Below are 17449 nucleotides of genomic sequence, written 5' to 3' on the forward strand. Positions count from 1 at the left end.
TGTCGGGTTTCGGAAACGCCGTCTCGGTGATTCTCCTTCTGCCTCGCTGTTGCTCCTCTGTCGGTGCGGCGTGCTGTCAAGGTTTTAGTAAGCAGCGCCGCACGAGAGTGCCCGGTTACCGACGGGATGCATGCCCGCCGCACCGCCAGAACACGAGCGCAACGGCGGCTGACTAGTGCCGATTGCGCCCGAGCGAGGCATAGCCGTCGCGGTAACTGGCGAACCTCGGCTTCCAGCCCAGCGCGCGGGCGCGGGCGTTGCTGCAGCGCTTGCTGCCGGCGCGTCGGGTCATGCTCTGCTCGGCCCAGTGGGTGACACCCAGCCGCTCGCGCAGCCAGTCGACCACCTCGTGCAGCGGCGCCGGCTCGTCGTCGACCCCCAGGTAGCAGGGCTGCAACGCGGTGCCGCTGGCGTCCGCCTGCAGCAGGAAGGCCAGCAGCGCGGCGGCATCGTCGCGGTGAATGCGGTTGCTGTACTGCGGCGGATCGCGCTCGACCCGCAGGCCGGCACGCACCTGGTTCTGCAGCCAGGGGCGACTCGGGTCGTACAGCCCGCCCATGCGCACGCAGGTGACCGGCAGGCCGCAGCCGAGGGCCAGTTGCTCGGCCTCGAGCATTACCTGCCCGGTGAAGCCGGTCGGCTCGGTGGGCGAATCCTCGTCGATCCATTCGCCGTCGCGCTGGGCATAGACGCCGGTGCTGGAAACGAACAGCAGACGGCGCGGCTGCTGTTCATGCTGTCGCAGCCAGCGAAGCACGTTGCGCAGCCCCTCGACATAGGCCTGGCGATAGCCGGCCTCATCATGCTCGGTGGCGGACGCGGCATAGACCAGATAATCCAGCCCGCCGTTGGGCCAGCAGCGCGGACAGGTGGGATCGGTCAGGTCGCCCTTGACCGGCAGGATCGGCACCGGCAGCTCGGCGGCGTTGCGCCGCAGACCGTACACCCGCCAGCCGTCACGGCCGAGCTGCAGGCCCAGACGACTGCCCACGTCGCCGCAACCGGCGATCAATACGCTAAGGCGCTTGCCCATCTTCTGCTCCCTCAGTGGTACCCGAACGCGGGCCGTATGCATTGGAGTGTACCGGCTTTCCACGCATGCCACTGGTTGGTTAAGGGCTACGCAAAAGGCTATGCTTGCCGGCAATCTGATGGATGCTGACTATGACTCTGACCGAACTGCGCTACATCGTCACCCTCGCCCAGGAACAGCACTTCGGCCGTGCCGCCGAGCGCTGCCACGTCAGTCAGCCGACCCTTTCGGTTGGCGTGAAGAAGCTCGAGGACGAGCTGGGTGTACTGATCTTCGAACGCACCAAGAGCGCCGTGCGCCTGACCCCCGTGGGCGAAGGCATCGTCACCCAGGCGCAGAAGGTGCTGGAGCAGGCGCAGAGCATTCGCGAGCTGGCCCAGGTCGGCAAGAACCAGCTGGCCGCACCGCTCAAGGTCGGTGCCATCTATACCGTCGGCCCCTACATGTTCCCGCACCTGATCCCGCAGCTGCACCGCGTGGCGCCGGACATGCCGCTGTACATCGAAGAGAACTTCACCCACGTCCTGCGCGACAAGCTGCGCACCGGCGAGCTGGACGCGATCATCATCGCGCTGCCGTTCCAGGAAGCCGATGTGCTGACCAAGCCGCTGTATGACGAGCCGTTCTACGTGCTGATGCCCGCCGACCATCCCTGGACCGCCAAGGAAACCATCGACGCGGAGATGCTCAACGACAAGAGCCTGCTGCTGCTCGGCGAGGGGCACTGCTTCCGCGACCAGGTGCTCGAGGCCTGCCCGACCGTGCGCAAGGGCGAAGCGGCCAGCCATACCACGGTGGAATCCAGCTCGCTGGAAACCATCCGCCACATGGTCGCCTCGGGCCTGGGTGTGTCGATCCTGCCGTTGTCGGCGGTAGAGAGCCATCACTACTCCCCCGGCGTGCTGGAGATCCGCCCGCTGACGCCGCCGGTGCCGTTCCGCACCGTGGCGATCGCCTGGCGTGCCAGCTTCCCGCGGCCCAAGGCCATCGAGATCCTCGCCGACTCGATCCGCCTGTGTTCGGTAGGCAAGCCGCCGTCGGCGAAAGCCTGAGGCCATGAGCGAACTGGCGACCATTCCGGTCACCGCACTCAAGGGCGTCGGCGCCGCGCTGGCAGAAAAGCTGGCCAGGGTCGGCCTGGAAACCCTGCAGGACGTGCTTTTCCACCTGCCGCTGCGCTACCAGGACCGCACCCGCGTGGTGCCCATCGGCTCGCTGAGACCGGGGCAGGACGCGGTGATCGAAGGCATCGTCGCCGGCGCGGATATCGTCATGGGCCGTCGGCGCAGCCTGCTGGTGCGCCTGCAGGACGGCAGCGGCACGCTGAGCCTGCGCTTCTATCATTTCAGTCAGGCGCAAAAAGAAGCGATGAAGCGCGGCACCCAGCTGCGCTGCTACGGCGAAGCCCGTCCCGGGGCCTCGGGACTGGAGATCTACCATCCCGAGTACCGCGCGCTGACCGGCGAGCCGGCGCCGGTGGAACAGACCCTGACGCCGATCTACCCGACCACCGAGGGCCTGACCCAACAGCGCCTGCGCAACCTCAGCGAGCAGGCGCTGAGCCGACTCGGCCCGCACAGTTTGCCGGACTGGCTGCCGGCGGAGCTGGCCCGCGAGTACCGGCTCGGCCCGCTGGATCAGGCCCTGCGCTACCTGCACCGGCCGCCACCGGACGCCGATCTGGAGGAGCTCGCCGAGGGCCGCCACTGGGCCCAGCATCGCCTGGCCTTCGAAGAGCTGCTGACCCATCAGCTGTCGCTGCAGCGCCTGCGCGAGCGGATACGCGCCCAGCAGGCACCACAACTGCCGCCGGCGAAAAGGCTGCCGCAGCGCTTTCTCGCCAACCTCGGCTTCAGCCCCACTGGCGCGCAGCAGCGCGTCGGCGCCGAGATCGCCTATGACCTGGCCCAGGACGAACCCATGCTGCGCCTGGTGCAGGGCGACGTCGGTGCCGGCAAGACCGTGGTCGCCGCCCTTGCTGCGCTGCAGGCACTGGAAGCCGGCTATCAGGTGGCGCTGATGGCGCCGACGGAAATCCTCGCCGAGCAGCACTTTCTCAACTTCAGCAAGTGGCTGGAACCGCTTGGCATCGAGGTCGCCTGGCTGGCCGGCAAGCTCAAGGGCAAGGCCCGCGCCGCGGCGCTGGAGCAGATCGCCGGCGGCTGCCCGATGGTGGTCGGCACCCATGCGCTGTTCCAGGACGAGGTGGTCTTCAAGCGCCTGGCCCTGGTGATCATCGACGAGCAGCACCGCTTCGGCGTGCAGCAGCGCCTGGCCCTGCGCCAGAAGGGCATCGACGGCCGGCTCTGCCCGCATCAGCTGATCATGACCGCCACGCCTATTCCTCGGACCCTGGCGATGAGCGCCTATGCCGACCTCGATACCTCGATCCTCGACGAGCTGCCGCCGGGACGTACGCCGGTGAATACCCTGGTGATCGCCGACAGCCGGCGCCTGGAAGTCATCGAGCGGGTGCGCATCGCCTGCAACGAGGGCCGCCAGGCCTACTGGGTATGCACGCTGATCGAGGAATCCGAGGAACTCACCTGCCAGGCCGCGGAAACCACGTTCGAGGACCTTTCCGCGGCGCTCGTCGGGCTGCGCGTGGGACTGATCCACGGGCGCATGAAGCCGGCCGAGAAGGCCGCGGTGATGGAGCAGTTCAAGCGCGGCGAACTGCAGCTGCTGGTGGCCACCACCGTCATCGAGGTGGGCGTCGACGTGCCCAACGCCAGCCTGATGATCATCGAGAACCCCGAACGCTTGGGCCTGGCGCAGCTGCATCAGCTGCGCGGACGGGTCGGCCGCGGCAGCGCGGCGAGCCACTGCGTGCTGCTCTACCACCCACCGCTGTCGCAGCTGGGCCGCGAACGCCTGGCGATCATGCGCGAAACCTGCGACGGCTTCCTGATTGCCGAAAAGGACCTGGAGCTGCGCGGCCCCGGCGAGATGCTCGGTACTCGTCAGACCGGCCTCCTGCAGTTCAAGGTCGCCGACCTGATGCGCGACGCCGAGCTGCTACCGGCGGTGCGCGACGCCGCCCAGACACTGCTGGCACGCTGGCCGCAGCACGTCAGCCCGCTGCTCGAGCGCTGGCTGCGTCACGGCCAGGAATACGGCCAGGTATGACAACCATCCGTCGCCGCAGCGTCCACGCGTGACGGCTTCGCTATACTCCGGCAGGTCACTACAACAGGTCCGCTTATGAATACTGCTGTCGACACCGAAAGCTGCTCCGAACTGCCCCTGCTGATCACCAAGCTGTTGAAAGACCTCGGTGTGGACTACCAGATCCAGCGCGATCGCCCCAATTTTCCCGCTGCGCAGCGGGTGCAGGCGGTGCTGCTGGACGATAGCATCGGCGCGATGCTGGTGCTCTTCCCGCAGGATCATCTGCTCGACCTTGCCCGACTGGCCGAACTCACCGGCCGCGAGCTGGCTGCGGTCAAGCCGGAGCGGCTGGCACGCATGCTCGCCAAGCACGAGCTGAGCCGCCTGCCCGGTCTGCCGCCGCTGACCAGTTCGCCCTGCCTGTACGAAGAGTGCCTGATGCAGCAGCCCCGGCTGCTGCTGGAATCCGGCCAGCCTGGCCTGCTGGTGGAGGTCAGCAGTGGCGACTTCAAGCGTCTGCTGAGCAAGGCCAGCGCCGGTAGCTTCGCCGTGCCGCTGAGCAGCATCCGGCCGAACCTGGACCGCCCGCACGACGACCGCGCGGAGATCAGCCAGGCGGTGCAGAGCTTCACCGCGCGGCGCATCCAGAAGCGCCTGGAAGAGACCATCGAGATTCCGCCGCTGCCGCATACGGCGCAGAAGATCATCAAGCTGCGGGTCAACCCCGAGGCCACCGTCGACGACATCACCGGCGTGGTGGAAACCGACCCGGCACTGGCGGCGCAGGTGATCAGCTGGGCGGCCTCGCCCTACTACGCCGCACCCGGGCGTATCCGCTCGGTGGAAGACGCCATCGTCCGCGTGCTCGGTTTCGATCTGGTGATCAACCTGGCTCTCGGTCTGGCCCTGGGCAAGACCATCAGCCTGCCGAACGACAAGCCGCAGGACGCCACGCCCTACTGGCAGCAGGCGATCTACACAGCCGCGGTGATCGAGGGACTGACCCGCGCCATCCCCCGCGAGCAACGCCCGGAGCCGGGCCTGAGCTACCTCGCCGGGCTGCTGCACAACTTCGGCTATCTGGTGCTGGCGCACGTCTTCCCGCCGCATTTCTCGCTGATCTGCCGCCACCTGGAGGCCAATCCGCACCTTTCGCACGACCATGTCGAGCAGCATTTGCTGGGCATCACCCGCGAACAGATCGGCGCCTGGCTGATGCGCCTGTGGGGCATGCCCGAAGAACTGGCGGCCGCCCTGCGCTTCCAGAACGACCCGGGCTATGACGGCGAGGATGCGGCCTATCCGAACCTGGTCTGCCTGGCGGTGCGCATGCTGCGCAACCGCGGTATCGGCAGCGGGCCGGACGCCGAGGTGCCGCAGCAGCTGTTCGATCGCCTGGGTATCACCCGCGAGAAGGCCAACGACGCCATTGCCAAGGTGCTCGCCGCCGAAGCCGCACTACGCGCGCTGGCCATGCAGTTCAACCCCTCGCACTGACCGGCTACCGGCGCGCAGGCGCCGCTGCCCCGCGGCCTCAGCCGTTGCCGGCACGAAAGCTCACCCGCGCGTTGACCAGCCCCTCGCCGGCGCGCTCCAGGCTGACCTCAGTGACGCTCACCCCCTGCCCCTGCAGGGTGTCGAACCAGCGCAGCAGCAGGGCATAGGAGGCCCCGGGCAGGCTCACCTGCAGGCTGCCGTCGCTGCCGTTGTCGAAGCTTTCGATGGACAGGTTGCCCTGCTGCGCGCTTTCGGTGATCACGCCCTGCAGCTGCTCGGGCGCCAGTTCGACCTGATTGCTGCGCTCCATCTGCCGCGCCAGTTCGGTGTTCTGCTCCATGTAGGCGTGCAGCTCGCGCTGCGCCTGATAGTAGTCGCGCGCCGCGGCCGCCTGGCGCTGCGCCGGCAGCCACAGCCAGAGGTAGAACAGCACGGCGAGCAGAAAGGCGCCGAGCAGGCTCAGCGAGGTGCGCTCGCGCGGCGCCAGGCGTTGCCAGCGCTGCCACAGCGGCGAGTCGGCAAGACGTACGGCCAGTTGCTGCTTGAGATTCATCATCAGCCTCCGATCACCACGCGCGCACTGACGCCATCACCTTCGCGGCTGGCCGAGCCCAGCTGCACACTCTGCCCCGCATCGCCCAGGCGCCGGCGCAGGGTTTCCAGGGTGGCGAAGTCCATCGCCTGCACCTGCAGCGCCAGATCACCGCGGTCCTGGTTGTAGTCGAGCTGGCCGATGGTCACCGGAATGCCGTCTTCCAGTGCCGCGGCGGCGTGATCGAGCAGGCGCAGAAAGCCCGCCTGTCCACCGCTGCCGCGAGCCAGATGATCATCGAACTGGGCGCGCATGTTGACGATGCGGATGTCCTCCGGGAACAGCTCGCGATACAGCGCCAGGCTCGCCTCGGCGTAGGCGTCGCCCTGGCGCTGGAAGTACCAGGCCTGGCCCAGGTTGAAGCCCAGCTGCACCAGCAGGATCAGCCCGGCGGCGGCGAACAGCGGTTTCCAGTAACCGAGGCCGGTATTGCCGACCTCCACCGCGAAATCGCCCTGGGCGAGGTTGAGTGCCGCCGCACGCTGCGCGGCGAGAAAGGCATAGGGGTCGTCCAGCTGGCGATAGTCGTCCAGTGCCAGCGGCGGCTCGGCCACGTTGCCCTGGGCGTGCCAGGGTGCCGGGCAGAGCGTGGCGAGCTGCGGCCAGTCCACGGCGGCGAAGGCCAGCCGGGTCTCGCCTTCGCCACCGAGCAGGCCGCGCTCGCCGATGAATAGCAGCTGCGTCGCCTCGCGCGGCAACAGGTCGGCGTCGACATGGATTGCCACGATCAGCAGCCCCAGTTCGCGCAACTGCTCCAGCCAGCCGGCCAGCAGCTGGCGGCGGATCGCCACGACGCGCTGGCGGCCATCCGGGAGCGTCTCGCCCACGGCCAGATGCAGCTCGTCGACGTTCTCGGCCAACAGTTCCTCGGCGGCATAGGCCAGCGCCTGCTGCATCCAGCGCGCCTTGCGGGTCGGCAGACTGATGGCGAAGAAGCTGCAGACCTCCGTCGGCAGGATCAGGCTAATGGCGCCGGCCGCGCTGCAGTCGCCCAGCGCTTGCCAGCGCCCGGGCTCATCCTTGGGCAGCCAGTACACGCGGGTCTCGGGGTAGAGCCGGGCCGGGCAATCGGCGGGCAGGAAAAGGCAATCCATGGTTAGGGTCTGCTCCGGTTCGGTGAGGCCAGCCGGGCGGGCTGACCGAGGTTTCGCGCGAGCACGCGGACGCTGCCGTCCTGCTCACGTTGCAGCAGGCTGACCAGCGCCAGCCGGCGGTCGCCCAGGCGCACTTCGCTGGTGGCCTGGAAGAATTGACTGCCAACCGCCAGCGCAGTGCCCTGCAGCGTGGTTCCGGCCATGGCCGGCTGCGCGAGGAAGGCGGCGCTGTTGCGAAACGGCGCGCTGCGCCGCAGCTCGACCAGCGACTCGGCGGCACCCAGGCTGAGGTTGTCGCTGAGGCTGGAGAGCACCATCGCGCTGGCGGTGTTGACGTTCAATGGCACGCCACTCGGCAGCGCGGCCACGTAGGGCGCCAGTCGCTGGAAATCCTCCTCGCGCATGTCCAGCAGCAGGCGCAGCTCGGAGAGGTCGTGGAGCCGGCGTCCGGCGCTGCGATACGGCGGGTCGAGGCTGAGGTAGGCGTTGTCTTCGGCGCCCAGCTCGCCACTGGGCTGCTGGTCGGGGTCGAGCCAGTCGAGCAGGCGCTCCGGATAGGGCGCACTGATCTGCAGGCGCAGCAGCAGCCGGCGGAACTGCTCGACGGCAGCCGGGTTGGGCTGCTGATCGCGCAGCAGGTCGTTGAGGTTGAAGCGCCCGGCCATATCCTCGATGCGCACGAGGATCTCGCCCTGGTCGATTTCGAACGCCGGCAGCGGCTGGGCCCAGGGTTCCAGCAAATGATCGACGGCCGCTGCCTCACCACTGGCGCCCGGGTCAGCACCGGCAGCGGACCGCAGGTCACGGGCCAGGATAGCCTGCGCCAGCGCCTCGCCGCCCAGCGCGTAATGCCAGGCCTGACGCGCCTGCAACTGATTGCTGGTGGCGCGGATGCTCAGCTGCTGGCGCGCCACCATTGCCGCGCTGACCACGGTGACGATGGCCACCACCAGCAGCACGGTGATCAGCGCCACGCCGCGCTGACGACTCATTGCGGCAGCTCCCCTTCGAACGGCTCGGGCACACCCTCGGCGCCGGGCAATGCCTGCTGCATCGTCTGCTCGGCGGCATCGGGCAGGCGCAGCAGACGGGTGATGCGGCCGTAGCGGGCGTGATCGACACTCAGCTCCACGGCGACCGGCAGGCGTTCGGCGGCGTTCTCCGGGCTGCCGCGGCCGAAATCGAACGGCGGCCATTCCTCGTGCCACACGGCCTCCTCGTCGAGGTAGCGCAGCTGCAGGCCCTGGACGTTGTCCAGCACGCGCTGCACGCGCGGTTCGCTGTCGATGTCGCGGTCCAGCACCACCCAGTAGACGCGCTCGAGGTTGTCGCTGGCCAGTCGCCAGCGCACCCGCTGCAGGTTGGCACGGCGCAGGCCGGTGGGGTTGCGCCAGCCGGCGCGGGTCAACTCCAGTACCGGCGCGCCATCCTCACCACCCAGCTGGCCGATCAAGGCACTGCGCTCGTCGCCGAAACCGTCGCGGATCGGCCGCCCGACCACCTGCTGCAGGTCACGTTCGAATGCCCACACCGCCCGGCTCAGCTCACGCAGCTGCAGTTCCTGGGCACGCACCGCCTCATCGCTCTGCAACACCGCTTCGAGCATGCGATAGGTGCCCAGCCCCAGCAGCGCGAACAGGGCGATGGCGATCAGCAGTTCCAGCAGGGTGAAGCCGGCGTCGGCGCGCATGCGATCGATCATCAGGGCGCGGCTCCCGGCTCGACGCCGATGAAGCCGGTCAGGCTGGTGACCGCGCGCTCGGCCAGCGAGCCGCTGCGAGCGCGCGGTGTCTGCAGCGCGACCCAGACGGTGACGCGCAGCAGGCCCGGGTCGGCGCTGGCCTCGACCTCGCTGAGGGTCTGCCACTGGCGGCCGCCGAACTCCAGTTCCCGCGTCTCGCGGCCGATGGCAGGCGGAACCTGTTGCAACTGCAGCTCGCTGATGCGGTTGTCGGCGATCCAGCCGGCCAGGGTCAGTTCTTCCAGCCGCCCGGCATTGCTCAGGCTGCGCCCGGCGGCGGTGAGCACCACGGCCGATACGCTGGCGAAGATTGCCAGCGCCACCAGCACTTCGAGCAAGGTAAAACCGCGGCCGGCCCTGGCCAGAGATACTCTCATCGCCGCTCTCCGAGCGGCTCGGCCTCGGGCAGGCGGAAGCCGTCGCTGGCGATCAGCCAGGTGCCACCGCCCGGCTTGCGCTCGGACAGGCGCAGACTGAACGGCGACAGCTCGCCGCTGGACAGTATCAGCAACTGAGGCTCCAGTTGCGGTGCGCGCCGTTCAGTCCGCTCGCCCTCGCGCGACAGCCCTGCACGGTCGTCCTCACGCCGGGCCGGCGCCACCAGTTCAAGCGGCGTGCCGTCCAGTTCCAGATCCAGACGCATCCACGCCGGCACCTTGTGCGTCTTGCGCCGCTCGACCTCCAACCAGCGCATGGCCGTCTCGTCATAGCGCAGCACGCGATACCCCTCGCTGTTGATCAGCAGACCGTACTCGCGGCTGTCGAGCACCGCCTCGTCGCTCATCACGCCGATCAGCGCCGCCAGCCGCCGCGCCTCGTCACGCAGCTCGCGCGAGGTACTGGATCCACCGACGCTGAGCACCGCCACGCTGACCAGAATGCCCAGCAGGACGATCACCACCAGCAGCTCGATCAGCGTGAAGGCGCGGGCGCGCTGCCGCATCGATTACAGGTCCCAGTTCCCGATATCGGCGTTGAGATCGCTGCCGCCGGGCTTGCCGTCGGCACCGAAGGAATACAGGTCGAACTGGCCCTGGGTGCCCGGCGACAGGTACTGGTAGTCGTTGCCCCATGGGTCCTTCGGCAGACGCTTGAGGTAACCGTCGCGGTTCCAGTTCTTCGGCTGCGGGTTGCCGGAAGGCTTCTTCACCAATGCGTCCAGCCCCTGCTGGGTGCTCGGGTAGGCGAAATTGTCCAGCTTGTACATGTCCAGCGCGGCGGCGATGGCCTTGATGTCGCCCTTGGCCACGGTGACCTTGGCCTGGTCCGGCCGGCTCATCACCTGCGGCACCACCAGCGCGGCGAGAATGCCGAGGATGACCACCACCACCATGATCTCGATAAGGGTGAAACCGCCCTGGGTGCGGCGCTGCAGTCTTGTTGTCATGGTCGTTAACCCACCAGTTGGTTGAGAGAGAGGATCGGCATCAGGATGGCCAGCACGATGACCAGCACCACCGCCCCCATGAACACCAGCATGAACGGCTCGAACAGGCCGACCAGCAGAGACACCTGGGCGGCCAGGTCGTTCTCCTGATTGCGCGCGGTTCGCGCCAGCATCTGATCCAGTTCACCGGATTTCTCCCCGCTGGCGATCATGTGCAGCATCATCGGCGGGAATTCCCCGGTGGCATCCAGCGCACGGGTCAGGCTGCTGCCCTCGCGCACCTTCTGCGCCGCCTCCACCACCCGCTCGCGGATGCGCAGGTTGGCGATCACCGCAGCGGCGATGGACAGCGCTTCCACCAGCGGCACGCCGCTGCGCGTCAGGATCGCCAGGGTGGAGGCGAAGCGCGCGGTATTGGTCGCCCGGCTCAGCCGACCGATCAGCGGTATCCGCAGGATGAACGCATGCCAGCGCAGGCGCAGCGCCGGGTCGCGCAGGGCCGCACGCATGGCCAGGAACGCGCCGACAAGGCCGAGCACGATCAGCCAGCCCCAGTTCTTCACCACGTCGCTGGTGGCGATCAGCCCGCGGGTCAGCGCCGGCAGTTCCTGCCCCGTGTTGACGAATACCTTGACCACGTCCGGCACCACGTAGCCGAGCAGCAGCACGACGATGGCCAGCGAGGCGACCATCAGGATCACCGGATAAAGCAGCGCCAGCTGGATCTTCTGCCGCGATTGCTGACGCTGGTCGGTGTAGTCGGCCAGCTGGTCGAGCACCAGCCCGAGATGGCCGGCGTGCTCCCCGGCCGCCACGGTGGCGCGGTAAAGCTCGGGAAAGGCCGACGGATATTCGCGCAGTGCCGCGGCCAGGCTGTGGCCTTCCATCACCCGCGCGCGCACCGCCAGCAGCATCGACTTGATCTTCGCCGAGGTGGACTGCGCGGCCGCCGCGCGCAGGGCTTCCTCGATGGGCAGCGCGGCCTGCACCAGCGTCGCCAGCTGCCGGGTGACCAATGCCAGATCACGCGCCGACAGGCCGCGGCCGAAACTGAAGCCGCCACGGCTGACGTCTTCCTTGGACTTGGCCTGCTTCACCTCCAGCGGCGCCCACTGCTTCTCGCGCAGCAACTGCCGCGCCTGACGCGGGCTGTCGGCCTCGATCAGGCCCTTCTGCTCACGGCCACGGGGGTCGAGGGCGAGGTATTCGAAGGCAGCCATCAGGCGGTCTCCAACAGCGGCGATCCGCGGTCGAGAGCGCCTCTACACAGATACCGCACAGCCGAGGGAGCGGCCGCGAATGGCGCCACCATGCGACGTCGGTCAGGCTGCGGATGCCTCTGCAGGCGCGTCGGAATCAACCTCATCCCCTCACTCCTCACGCGTCACCCTCAGCACTTCCTCGATGGTGGTCACCCCCTCGCGCACCTTGCGCAGCCCGTCCTCGCGGATGCTCGGGCCCAGCTCACGGGCATGGCGCAGCATGTCCTGCTCGCTGGCGCGGGTGTGCACCATGGTGCGCAGGGTGTCGTCGAACAGCACCAGCTCATAGATGCCGGTACGCCCGCGGTAGCCGAGGCCACGGCATTGCTCGCAGCCTTCGGCGTGGTACAGCGTCGGCGCCTCGGCCGGACTGACGCCGAGCAGCTCGCACTCGGCGGCATCGGCGTTGTAGGCGCGTTTGCAGTCATTACACAGCACCCGCACGAGGCGCTGGGCCAGCACGCCGAGCAGCGACGAGGAGATCAGAAACGGCTCGACGCCCATGTCCACCAGGCGCGTGACGGCGCCAATGGCGCTGTTGGTGTGCAGCGTGGAGAGCACCAGGTGACCGGTGAGCGAGGCCTGCACGGCCATGTCGGCGGTTTCCTGGTCGCGGATCTCGCCGACCATCACCACGTCCGGGTCCTGACGCAGGATGGCGCGCAGGCCGCGGGCGAAGGTCATGTCGACCTTGGTGTTGACCTGGGTCTGGCCGATGCCTTCGAGGTGGTACTCGATGGGATCCTCGACGGTGAGGATGTTGCGCGTACGGTCGTTGAGGGTCGTCAGCGCGGCATAGAGTGTGGTGGTCTTGCCCGAACCGGTGGGGCCGGTAACCAGGATGATGCCGTGGGGCTTCTTCACCGCCTGCTCCAGCTGGCGGCGGTCCTGCTCGTTCATCCCCAGGTGGCGCAGAGTCAGGCGCCCGGCCTGCTTGTCCAGCAGGCGCAGTACCACCCGCTCGCCATTGGCCGAGGGCAGCGTGGAAACGCGGATGTCCACCTCGCGACCGCCGACCCGCAGCGAGATACGCCCGTCCTGCGGGATGCGCTTCTCGGCGATGTCCAGCTTGGCCATGACCTTGATCCGCGAGACCAGCAGCGCCGCCAGCTCGCGCTTGGGCTGCACCACTTCGCGGAGAATGCCGTCGACGCGAAAGCGGATCACCAGGCGCTTCTCGAAGGTTTCGATATGGATATCCGAGGCGTTCTCGGCAATCGCCTCGCCAAGGATCGCATTGATCAGGCGGATGATCGGCGCATCGTCCTCCTGCTCCAGCAGGTCCTCGGTTTCCTGGATCTGGTCGGCCAGACTGGCCAGGTCGAGGTCGTTGCCCAGCCCCTCGACCATCAGCATCGCCGCCGACGAATCATGCTGGTACGCCGCACCGAGGGCCTGGTCGAAATCCGCCTGGGCCAGCCACTGCATGGGCAGGCGCATGCCGACCACCCGCTGCGCCTCCTGCACCGCCGTCAGTGCGGCGCCCTCGCGCAGGCCGAGGCGCAGCTCGCCGCCGCGCTCGAGCAGCAGCACGCCGTGGCGACGAGCAAAGGCGAACGGCAGGCGGCGCTGGGCTGGTGGCTCGAGCAGCGCGGTCATCTCGTTCACATCGAGTTCGGGCATCGTGCAGCTCCACCGGCGATACGCAACGACCCGACGTCGCCGCGCTCGAAACACTCCAATCGGGTCCAACCAGCCTAGTTGGACTACAAGGATTGGATGACATTTCAACGTGCGTGCGTTTTTCCTGATTAGCCGACTTAACCCGGCACCAAGGTCGCAGACGCCCGGCACCGCTGACGAATACCACGTCAATGGCGCGTCATTCATGATGCGGCCGCTTCGTCTGCCTGACCGGGGCTGGCCAAGGCTGCGCAGAGCCAAACAGGACGCAATCTGCAGCGAAGCGCGGAAAACAGGCAGTCATCCTGCGACCGATGCGTCAAATACAATCGTTTGATTGAAACAGTTGTTTGATTTTTTCAGGGCTTGCAGAATGCCGCGCCGGGCAGTTCGTTTTCGAGCCGTCCGGCCTGCTCCATCCGTTCCAACCCCGTCCGCCAGAGCAGCGGGCGGGTGAAAAGCACGTCGGTGCGCGGTCCGCCGCAGCACCGGTCATGATCACGCAGGAGAACAACAACAATGCACATCGGTGTTCCTCTCGAAACCCACTCCGGGGAAACGCGCGTCGCCGCGACCCCGGAAACCGTCAAGAAACTGATCGGCCAAGGGCACCGGGTGACGCTGCAAAGCGGCGCCGGGTTGCTTTCCAGCGTGCCGGACAGCGCCTATGAAGCGGTCGGCGCGACCATCGGCGATGCGGCCGCGGCACTTGCCGCCGAGCTGGTGCTGAAGGTCAATGCGCCGGACGAGGCCGAACTGGCGCAGATGCAGTCCGGCAGCGTGCTGCTGGGCATGCTCAACCCGTTCGACAATGACTGCATCGCGCGCATGGCTGCCCGCGGTATCACCGCCTTCGCCCTGGAGGCCGCGCCGCGTACGTCCCGTGCACAGAGCCTGGACGTGCTCTCGTCGCAGGCCAACATCGCCGGCTACAAGGCGGTGCTGATCGGTGCCCATCACTACCCGCGCTTCATGCCGATGCTGATGACCGCCGCTGGTACGGTGAAGGCTGCGCGCGTGCTGATCCTCGGCGCCGGCGTCGCCGGGCTGCAGGCCATCGCCACGGCCAAGCGCCTGGGTGCGGTGGTCGAGGCTTCGGACGTGCGCCCGGCGGTGAAGGAGCAGATCGAATCGCTCGGCGCCAAGTTCGTCGACGTGCCGCTGGAGACCGACGAGGAGCGCGAATGCGCCGAAGGCGTCGGCGGCTATGCGCGGCCGATGCCGGCCTCGTGGATGGCGCGTCAGGCGCAGGCGGTGCACGAGCGCGCGCTGCAGTCGGACATCGTCATCACCACCGCGCTGATCCCGGGCCGCAAGGCGCCGACACTGCTGCAGGAAGCCACCGTCGAGCAGATGAAGCCCGGCTCGGTGATCGTCGACCTGGCGGCCGGGCATGGCGGTAACTGCCCACTGACCGAGATCGATCAGGTGGTGGTGCGCCACGGCGTGACCATCGTCGGCCACGCCAACCTGGCGACGCTGGTGCCGGCCGACGCCTCGGCGCTGTACGCCCGCAACCTGCTGGATTTCCTCAAGCTGGTCATCGACAAGGACGGCCAGTTCCAGCTCAACCTCGAAGACGACATCGTCGCCGCGTGCCTGATGTGCCGCGACGGCCAGGTCGTGCGGACCAACGGTTAAGGGAGACGCGAACATGGATCTGATTTCGGACGGCATCTACAACCTGATCATCTTCGTGCTGGCGATCTACGTCGGCTACCACGTGGTCTGGAACGTCACCCCAGCCCTGCACACGCCGCTGATGGCGGTCACCAACGCGATCTCGGCAATCGTCATCGTCGGCGCCATGCTGGCCGCCGCGCTCACCGTTACCCCGCTGGGCAAGGCCATGGGCACGCTCGCCGTGGCGCTGGCCGCGGTCAACGTGTTCGGGGGCTTTCTGGTCACCCGTCGCATGCTGGAAATGTTCAAGAAGAAGGACCGCAGCGCGGCCAAGGCGGAGGGCAAGTAAGCCATGAGCATGAACCTGATCACCCTGCTCTATCTGGTCGCCTCGGTGTGCTTCATCCAGGCGCTGAAGGGCCTCTCCCACCCCACCACCTCACGCCGCGGCAACCTGTTCGGCATGATCGGCATGGGCATCGCGGTGCTCACCACGGTCGGCCTGATCTTCAAGCTCGGCAGCGAGCTGGCCACCGCCGGCATCGGCTACGTGATCGTCGGTCTGCTGATCGGCGGCAGCGTCGGCACCGTCATGGCCAAGCGCGTCGAGATGACCAAGATGCCCGAGCTGGTCGCCTTCATGCACAGCATGATCGGCCTGGCCGCGGTGTTCATCGCCATCGCGGCGGTGGTCGAGCCGCAGTCGCTGGGCATCGTCGAGCACATGGGCTACGCCATTCCGGTGGGCAACCGCCTGGAGCTGTTCCTCGGTGCGGCCATCGGCGCCATCACCTTCTCCGGTTCGGTGATCGCCTTCGGCAAGCTGTCCGGCAAGTACAAGTTCCGCCTGTTCCAGGGCGCTCCGGTGGTGTTCAAGGGCCAGCACATGGTCAACCTGGCCGTGGGCCTGGCGATCGTCGGCCTGGGCCTGGTCTACACCTTCACCGGCAACCTCGGCGCCTTCGCCATCCTGGTGGCGCTGGCCTTCGTCATCGGCGTGCTGATCATCATCCCCATCGGCGGTGCGGACATGCCGGTGGTGGTGTCGATGCTCAACTCGTATTCGGGCTGGGCGGCCGCCGGTATCGGCTTCTCGCTGAACAACTCGATGCTGATCATCGCCGGCTCGCTGGTAGGCTCGAGCGGCGCGATCCTCTCGTACATCATGTGCAAGGCGATGAACCGCTCGTTCTTCAATGTCATCCTCGGCGGCTTTGGCGCCGACGCGGATGCCGGCGGCCCGGCGGGCGCGCAGCTGGAGCGCAACGTGAAGTCCGGTTCGGCCGACGACGCCGCCTTCCTGCTGACCAACGCCGACACCGTGATCATCGTGCCCGGCTACGGCCTGGCGGTGGCCCGCGCACAGCACGCGCTGATGGAACTGGCGGAGAAGCTGACGCACATGGGCGTGACCGTGAAGTACGCGATTCACCCGGTCGCCGGCCGCATGCCGGGGCACATGAACGTGCTGCTGGCCGAAGCCGAGGTGCCGTACGAGCAGGTCTTCGAGATGGAGGACATCAACTCCGAGTTCGGCCAGGCCGACGTGGTGCTGGTGCTCGGCGCCAACGACGTGGTCAACCCGGCGGCCAAGACCGATCCGAAGTCGCCGATCGCAGGCATGCCGATCCTCGAGGCGTACAAGGCCAAGACCGTCATCGTCAACAAGCGCTCCATGGCCAGCGGCTACGCCGGCCTGGACAACGAGCTGTTCTACATGGACAAGACCATGATGGTCTTCGGCGACGCCAAGAAGGTCGTCGAGGACATGGTCAAGGCCGTGGACTGATCGCCTCGTACTTAAACGAAAAACCCCTCCCGGCCATGCCGCGAGGGGTTTTTCTTTGCCTGTCGAAGGTCAGACGCTGAAGCCGAACACCTCACCCAGGTGCCGGCGATAGCGCTCGACATCCGCCTCGACCTGCGGCCGCTTCATCACGTCGACACAGAGGAAGGTCGGCAGGCCCTGCATGCCGAGAAACTCGTTGGCCTTGTGAAACGGCAGGTAGACGGCATCCACGCCCTTGCCGGCGAAGAAATCGCTGGGGTCGTCGAAGGCCTGCTGCGGCGCATTCCAGGTGGCGGAGATCATGTAGCGTTTGCCCTGCAGCAGACCGCCGCTGCCGTACTTCTGCGAGGCGTCGGAGCGGGTGCGGCCGTCGTTGGCGTAAAGACTGCCGTGGCCGGCGGTGAACACCTCGTCCAGGTATTTCTTCACCGTCCAGGGTGCGCCCATCCACCAGCCGGGCATCTGATAGATCAGCGCGTCAGCCCAGAGGATCTTTTCGACCTCCTGCTGCACGTCGTAACCGGCATCGATCTCGGTGGTGCGCACCTCGAAGCCGGCAGCCATGAGGGTTTCGATGGCTGCCTGGTGCAGCGTTGCGTTGTACTGGCCGGCGGAATGGGCGAAGGCCTTGCCGCCGTTGAGTAGCAGAATCTTCTTCATGGGAACGCCTCAGCAACAGAATGGCGCGCAGCTTAGC

The 17449-nt window shown here is 67.5% G+C and carries 18 protein-coding genes; 6 read left to right on the top strand and 12 right to left on the bottom strand.

Annotation, left to right across the window (positions count from 1 at the left end):
• Positions 1 to 172: 172 nt before the first annotated feature.
• The gene (locus tag P5703_RS21355) at positions 173 to 1033 is read right to left on the bottom strand and encodes an NAD-dependent epimerase/dehydratase family protein (protein WP_019407389.1); all 861 of its coding nucleotides are present in this window, start codon (positions 1031 to 1033) and stop codon (positions 173 to 175) included.
• Between the two features lie 131 nt (positions 1034 to 1164).
• Here P5703_RS21355 and P5703_RS21360 point away from each other — a divergent pair, with 131 nt between their 5' ends.
• The 3 genes from P5703_RS21360 to P5703_RS21370 all read left to right on the top strand — a co-directional run bounded on the left by P5703_RS21360 (position 1165) and on the right by P5703_RS21370 (position 5641).
• Positions 1165 to 2085: a hydrogen peroxide-inducible genes activator gene (locus P5703_RS21360; RefSeq protein WP_013981335.1), complete on the top strand. Its 921-nt coding sequence runs from the start codon at positions 1165 to 1167 to the stop codon at positions 2083 to 2085.
• Positions 2086 to 2089: 4 nt separating this feature from the next.
• The gene (recG, locus tag P5703_RS21365) at positions 2090 to 4162 is read left to right on the top strand and encodes an ATP-dependent DNA helicase RecG (RefSeq protein ID WP_151320511.1); all 2073 of its coding nucleotides are present in this window, start codon (positions 2090 to 2092) and stop codon (positions 4160 to 4162) included.
• 75 nt (positions 4163 to 4237) lie between these two features.
• On the top strand, positions 4238 to 5641 hold the full coding sequence (locus P5703_RS21370) for an aminoacyl-tRNA deacylase and HDOD domain-containing protein (protein ID WP_285589647.1): 1404 nt from the start codon (positions 4238 to 4240) through the stop codon (positions 5639 to 5641).
• Between the two features lie 37 nt (positions 5642 to 5678).
• On the opposite strand, the gene P5703_RS21375 is transcribed toward P5703_RS21370, so the two are convergent.
• The 10 genes from P5703_RS21375 to P5703_RS21420 all read right to left on the bottom strand — a co-directional run bounded on the left by P5703_RS21375 (position 5679) and on the right by P5703_RS21420 (position 13867).
• Positions 5679 to 6197 (bottom strand): type II secretion system protein M, encoded by a 519-nt coding sequence (locus tag P5703_RS21375; RefSeq protein ID WP_019407387.1) that lies wholly within the window; start codon positions 6195 to 6197, stop codon positions 5679 to 5681.
• Entirely contained in the window at positions 6197 to 7327 is a 1131-nt protein-coding gene (gspL, locus tag P5703_RS21380) for a type II secretion system protein GspL (protein WP_234492696.1), read from the bottom strand. The genes P5703_RS21375 and gspL overlap by 1 nt, the downstream gene beginning before the upstream one ends.
• A gap of 2 nt (positions 7328 to 7329) precedes the next feature.
• Positions 7330 to 8319, bottom strand: coding sequence for a type II secretion system minor pseudopilin GspK (gene gspK / locus P5703_RS21385; RefSeq protein WP_013981330.1), 990 nt, complete (start codon positions 8317 to 8319; stop codon positions 7330 to 7332).
• Positions 8316 to 9029, bottom strand: a complete 714-nt coding sequence (gene gspJ / locus P5703_RS21390) for a type II secretion system minor pseudopilin GspJ (RefSeq protein WP_125875800.1) — start codon at positions 9027 to 9029, stop codon at positions 8316 to 8318. The genes gspK and gspJ overlap by 4 nt, the downstream gene beginning before the upstream one ends.
• Positions 9029 to 9445, bottom strand: coding sequence for a type II secretion system minor pseudopilin GspI (gspI, locus tag P5703_RS21395; RefSeq protein ID WP_014595404.1), 417 nt, complete (start codon positions 9443 to 9445; stop codon positions 9029 to 9031). The genes gspJ and gspI overlap by 1 nt, the downstream gene beginning before the upstream one ends.
• The gene (gene gspH / locus P5703_RS21400; protein ID WP_017245881.1) at positions 9442 to 10011 is read right to left on the bottom strand and encodes a type II secretion system minor pseudopilin GspH; all 570 of its coding nucleotides are present in this window, start codon (positions 10009 to 10011) and stop codon (positions 9442 to 9444) included. The genes gspI and gspH overlap by 4 nt, the downstream gene beginning before the upstream one ends.
• A gap of 3 nt (positions 10012 to 10014) precedes the next feature.
• A complete protein-coding gene (gene gspG / locus P5703_RS21405; RefSeq protein ID WP_011911373.1) occupies positions 10015 to 10455 on the bottom strand; it encodes a type II secretion system major pseudopilin GspG in 441 nt (146 codons plus the stop codon).
• 5 nt (positions 10456 to 10460) lie between these two features.
• Complete coding sequence (gene xcpS / locus P5703_RS21410) at positions 10461 to 11675, bottom strand: GspF family T2SS innner membrane protein variant XcpS (RefSeq protein ID WP_013981326.1); 1215 nt, start codon at positions 11673 to 11675, stop codon at positions 10461 to 10463.
• A gap of 150 nt (positions 11676 to 11825) precedes the next feature.
• Positions 11826 to 13316, bottom strand: coding sequence for a type II secretion system ATPase GspE (gene gspE / locus P5703_RS21415; RefSeq protein ID WP_502989189.1), 1491 nt, complete (start codon positions 13314 to 13316; stop codon positions 11826 to 11828).
• A 383-nt stretch (positions 13317 to 13699) separates the two neighbouring features.
• Positions 13700 to 13867 carry a hypothetical protein gene (locus tag P5703_RS21420; RefSeq protein ID WP_155397247.1) on the bottom strand — a complete coding sequence of 56 codons (168 nt, stop codon included), beginning with the start codon at positions 13865 to 13867 and terminating at the stop codon, positions 13700 to 13702.
• Here P5703_RS21420 and P5703_RS21425 point away from each other — a divergent pair.
• From P5703_RS21425 to P5703_RS21435, 3 genes are read left to right on the top strand one after another with little or no spacing between them, the layout of a single operon-like run.
• Complete coding sequence (locus tag P5703_RS21425) at positions 13860 to 14981, top strand: Re/Si-specific NAD(P)(+) transhydrogenase subunit alpha (RefSeq protein ID WP_279643049.1); 1122 nt, start codon at positions 13860 to 13862, stop codon at positions 14979 to 14981. The genes P5703_RS21420 and P5703_RS21425 overlap by 8 nt on opposite strands.
• Positions 14982 to 14994: 13 nt before the next feature.
• Positions 14995 to 15312, top strand: a complete 318-nt coding sequence (locus P5703_RS21430) for an NAD(P) transhydrogenase subunit alpha part 2 (protein WP_003284152.1) — start codon at positions 14995 to 14997, stop codon at positions 15310 to 15312.
• 3 nt (positions 15313 to 15315) lie between these two features.
• On the top strand, positions 15316 to 16752 hold the full coding sequence (locus P5703_RS21435) for an NAD(P)(+) transhydrogenase (Re/Si-specific) subunit beta (RefSeq protein WP_017245878.1): 1437 nt from the start codon (positions 15316 to 15318) through the stop codon (positions 16750 to 16752).
• A 69-nt stretch (positions 16753 to 16821) separates the two neighbouring features.
• On the opposite strand, the gene mdaB is transcribed toward P5703_RS21435, so the two are convergent.
• A complete protein-coding gene (gene mdaB, locus P5703_RS21440; protein WP_017245877.1) occupies positions 16822 to 17412 on the bottom strand; it encodes an NADPH:quinone oxidoreductase MdaB in 591 nt (196 codons plus the stop codon).
• Between the last annotated feature and the right edge of the window lie 37 nt (positions 17413 to 17449).

The sequence above is a fragment of the Stutzerimonas sp. FeSN7 genome (genome assembly GCF_030263795.1).
Taxonomy (GTDB): Bacteria; Pseudomonadota; Gammaproteobacteria; order Pseudomonadales; family Pseudomonadaceae; genus Stutzerimonas; species Stutzerimonas stutzeri.

Bases quoted from the DNA above. Each gene is read 5' to 3' on its own strand.
- gspL (WP_234492696.1), bottom strand. From the start codon at position 7,327: ATGGATTGCCTTTTCCTGCCCGCCGATTGCCCGGCCCGGCTCTACCCC.
- P5703_RS21435 (WP_017245878.1), top strand. From the start codon at position 15,316: ATGAGCATGAACCTGATCACCCTGCTCTATCTGGTCGCCTCGGTGTGC.
- P5703_RS21375 (WP_019407387.1), bottom strand. From the start codon at position 6,197: ATGATGAATCTCAAGCAGCAACTGGCCGTACGTCTTGCCGACTCGCCG.
- gspI (WP_014595404.1), bottom strand. From the start codon at position 9,445: ATGAGAGTATCTCTGGCCAGGGCCGGCCGCGGTTTTACCTTGCTCGAA.
- gspH (WP_017245881.1), bottom strand. From the start codon at position 10,011: ATGCGGCAGCGCGCCCGCGCCTTCACGCTGATCGAGCTGCTGGTGGTG.
- P5703_RS21355 (WP_019407389.1), bottom strand. From the start codon at position 1,033: ATGGGCAAGCGCCTTAGCGTATTGATCGCCGGTTGCGGCGACGTGGGC.
- mdaB (WP_017245877.1), bottom strand. From the start codon at position 17,412: ATGAAGAAGATTCTGCTACTCAACGGCGGCAAGGCCTTCGCCCATTCC.
- gspJ (WP_125875800.1), bottom strand. From the start codon at position 9,029: ATGATCGATCGCATGCGCGCCGACGCCGGCTTCACCCTGCTGGAACTG.
- P5703_RS21425 (WP_279643049.1), top strand. From the start codon at position 13,860: ATGCACATCGGTGTTCCTCTCGAAACCCACTCCGGGGAAACGCGCGTC.
- recG (WP_151320511.1), top strand. From the start codon at position 2,090: ATGAGCGAACTGGCGACCATTCCGGTCACCGCACTCAAGGGCGTCGGC.
- gspK (WP_013981330.1), bottom strand. From the start codon at position 8,319: ATGAGTCGTCAGCGCGGCGTGGCGCTGATCACCGTGCTGCTGGTGGTG.
- P5703_RS21360 (WP_013981335.1), top strand. From the start codon at position 1,165: ATGACTCTGACCGAACTGCGCTACATCGTCACCCTCGCCCAGGAACAG.
- xcpS (WP_013981326.1), bottom strand. From the start codon at position 11,675: ATGGCTGCCTTCGAATACCTCGCCCTCGACCCCCGTGGCCGTGAGCAG.
- gspE (WP_502989189.1), bottom strand. From the start codon at position 13,316: ATGACCGCGCTGCTCGAGCCACCAGCCCAGCGCCGCCTGCCGTTCGCC.
- P5703_RS21370 (WP_285589647.1), top strand. From the start codon at position 4,238: ATGAATACTGCTGTCGACACCGAAAGCTGCTCCGAACTGCCCCTGCTG.
- gspG (WP_011911373.1), bottom strand. From the start codon at position 10,455: ATGACAACAAGACTGCAGCGCCGCACCCAGGGCGGTTTCACCCTTATC.
- P5703_RS21420 (WP_155397247.1), bottom strand. From the start codon at position 13,867: ATGTGCATTGTTGTTGTTCTCCTGCGTGATCATGACCGGTGCTGCGGC.
- P5703_RS21430 (WP_003284152.1), top strand. From the start codon at position 14,995: ATGGATCTGATTTCGGACGGCATCTACAACCTGATCATCTTCGTGCTG.